We start from the raw sequence: 3,103 nt of genomic DNA on the forward strand, positions 1-3,103 counted from the left end.
TATTCGTAAAGTTACAGAAAAATTGTATGATTTTGCTGAAAAAAAATTGGATAGAACCTATCATTCAAAATCGCGCTTTGCTTTCTCATTGCATTTGCAGAGTGCGATTGAGCGAATCAAAGAAAAACGACCAATTGTTCATCCTGATTTAAATAGTGTCCGAAAAAAATACTCAAAAGAATTTCAAGTAGCAATCGATTTATCGGCAATTATTGAAAAGCAATTTTCGATTGATATCCCTTTTGATGAGATTGGCTTTATCACCATGTTCCTAACACTAGAATCCCAAGAGCCTGAAAAGGTTGTAGCCAATCAAGTAGGCGTATTAGTCATTATGCACGGCAAATCTACCGCAAGCAGTATGCTTGAAACCGTACAGGAGCTATTGGATACAAAAGTTGGTGTAGCACTCAATATGCCATTAACGGTTAAAGTAAAAGACATGTATGAAACGGTTAGGCAAACCATTGCAGCGAATAAAGAGATGTACCAGCACGGTTTATTCTTATTAACGGATATGGGATCGTTAAATGCTTTTGGTGGGATGCTTGCACAAGAACTAGACATAGAGGTCCGAACGCTTTCCATGACTAGTACGTTAATCGTCTTAGAAGCGATTCGAATGGCGAGCATTGGAAGACCCTTAGAAGATATCTACCAAAATTGTCGTATGGCAATGAACACAGAAGGACCCGTTAATGAATTAGCGGGTCCAAAAGAAAAATCCCCAGCAATCGTTGTTTCGTGTTTTACTGGCGAAGGTGTGGCGAAAAGACTTGAAGAACACCTGAATAAAGCACTAGATACGACTAAACTAAGTATTATCCCCTTGCAGTTTTTAAAGATGGAAACAATGAAACACGAACTAGCTCAACTCAGTGAGCGGTATGCGATTAAAGCGATTATTGGAACTGTTCCAATTCAGTATCAAGGCATTCCGTACTTTACCGCTTATGAGGCTTTTGATAAACAGAAACTAATTGACTTAAAAAACCAAGTAGAAGAGTGGCCATTGGATAATATTAGCGAAACATTAACCGAAGCCTTAAAACATATTGACTCGGTCAGGCATTTGGTTCAACAGTTGCAACAAGCAATCCAACAATTAGAAAGAGAATTGCAGATTGTCCTGCCAGTAGAAGTCAAAGTGGGCATTGTTTTGCATATGGCCTTCTTATTTGAACGTATGTTGAGTGGCAAATCGGAGTTAACCTTCCCGAATAAAGAAGCGTACTTAACTAGATACCCGTTGGTCGTGAAACAGATTCAACAAGTCCTTAATCGTTTAGAAGAAGAATATACCGTACTGGTTTCTCAAGACGAACAAGCGCATCTGGTTCAAATGATTGTTGAAAATCAACGAACAATGGAATGAATCTACACTAAGGAAAAACCGACCTACACAGTAAACGCTACTGTGTAGGTTTAATTGTTAGTGTGTAACTAGACGTTGTGAAAGAAAGCGTTGACAGATAGCGCTTTTATACAAATAAAAGTTGGCACGCTATTTGCATTATATAAAGTGTAGCAACAAATAAAAGAGATGGAGTGATGAAAAATGTCAAAGAAAACAATTATGTTAGTTTGTTCAGCAGGTATGAGTACAAGTTTATTAGTAACTAAAATGGAAAAAGCGGCTGAAGCTAGAGGAGTTGAAGCAGATATTTTTGCAGTATCAGCTTCTGAAGCAGACAACAACATTGAATCAAAAAACGTTGATGTTTTATTATTAGGACCTCAAGTCCGTTTTATGAAAGCTCAGTTCGAGAAAAAATTAGCCGGAAAAGACATTCCGTTAGAAGTAATTAACATGCAAGATTACGGCATGATGAACGGCGAAAAAGTACTAGATCAAGCTTTAAACTTAATCAAATAAACTTAATTGAACAAGTAATGAGAGGAAGTTACACATTGGAAGAACAAGGAAATTTGCAATTGATTATGGGTTTAATTATTAATGGTGGAAACGCTAAAAGTGATGCAATGGAGGCTATTCATGCCGCTAAAGTTGAAGACTTTGAATTAGCAGATCAAAAATTAAAAGATTCTGATAAATCGTTAGTTGAAGCACATCGCTCTCAAACATCGATGCTGACAGCCGAAGCTTCAGGAGAAGCAACAGAACTTAGCTTATTATTGATACATGGACAAGATCACTTGATGAATGCCATCACATTCCGTGATATGGCATCTGAAATGGTCGACATGTACAAAAAAATGGCTGGCGTATCTGTAGATTAAATAACTGAAATAAGAAGACCGGATAAAAGTACACACTGTACTTTTGTCCGGTTTTTTTGTTGAATTAAAATGTGATGAAAAGAAGAGGGAATTAATTGACTAAGTAAGCGTTTTCTACCACAATAGAAGTGAAACCAACTAAACAAGTGAGGATGAGCGAGATGCTTAAAAACGGTTTGTTTGTTATGGTAGTAGGGTTTGTTTCTCTTATTCTTGGATTTACTAGCACAGATCAATACCAACCGATTACCTTAATTATTGGCATTGTTTTAACCATTATTGGATTCATGCTTTACAATCGTGCAGAGCAAAAAAGTGAAGACTAATCGTATAATGAACAAAGGCCCCAGCTACTTGCTAATCAGTAGGAGGGGCCTTTGTTTAGGTGGTGCAGCTAATCAGACGAGTTACTAAGCAATGTAGCTTTACTCGTCCAATTTAACACAAAAAACGACCAGTCGGCGCGAATGTGCAATCCAGTTGTCCAAAAGAATACGGGCTGGACAACTGGACGTCAAATCAAAGCCAACTGGTCGAAAAAAATCAACTAATGGACGAGTAGCATCTCGTTTATCCTCATCTCGTCTGTTCATCTCGAAAATAGAGCAATAAAAAAACTCGTGCATGTAGAACGCAAGAGTTAACAGATGCTGGTTTATGATCCTAGAGAGGTTCGAACTCCCGACCTAACGTTTAGGAAACGTTCGCTCTTTACTCGTCCAATTTAACGAAAAAAAAGACCAGTCAGCGCGAATGAGCAATAGAGTTGTCCAAAAGAATACGGGTTGGACAACTGGACGTCAAATCAAAGCCAACTGGTCGAAAAAAACCAATTAATGGACGAGTAGCATCTCGTTTATCC

At 37.9% G+C, this 3,103-nt stretch carries 4 protein-coding genes and 1 tRNA gene; 4 read left to right on the forward strand and 1 reads right to left on the reverse strand.

The features are described from left to right. The 4 genes from WBF61_RS04240 to WBF61_RS04255 all read left to right on the forward strand — a co-directional run. On the forward strand, positions 1-1,375 hold a 1,375-nt coding region (locus WBF61_RS04240; protein ID WP_424254208.1), incomplete at its 5' end, for a PRD domain-containing protein. A gap of 183 nt (positions 1,376-1,558) precedes the next feature. After that, on the forward strand, positions 1,559-1,876 hold the full coding sequence (locus tag WBF61_RS04245; protein WP_424254210.1) for a PTS sugar transporter subunit IIB: 318 nt from the start codon (positions 1,559-1,561) through the stop codon (positions 1,874-1,876). A gap of 17 nt (positions 1,877-1,893) precedes the next feature. Continuing rightward, positions 1,894-2,241 (forward strand): PTS lactose/cellobiose transporter subunit IIA, encoded by a 348-nt coding sequence (locus tag WBF61_RS04250; RefSeq protein ID WP_424254212.1) that lies wholly within the window; start codon positions 1,894-1,896, stop codon positions 2,239-2,241. Positions 2,242-2,402: 161 nt separating this feature from the next. Further along, a complete protein-coding gene (locus tag WBF61_RS04255) occupies positions 2,403-2,567 on the forward strand; it encodes a hypothetical protein (RefSeq protein ID WP_424254214.1) in 165 nt (54 codons plus the stop codon). A gap of 331 nt (positions 2,568-2,898) precedes the next feature. On the opposite strand, the gene WBF61_RS04260 is transcribed toward WBF61_RS04255, so the two are convergent. Continuing rightward, positions 2,899-2,984: transfer RNA gene (locus WBF61_RS04260), tRNA-Arg, on the reverse strand. Positions 2,985-3,103: the final 119 nt, after the last annotated feature.

It is taken from the genome of Carnobacterium sp. (assembly GCF_049673005.1).
Taxonomy (GTDB): Bacteria; Bacillota; Bacilli; order Lactobacillales; family Carnobacteriaceae; genus Carnobacterium_A.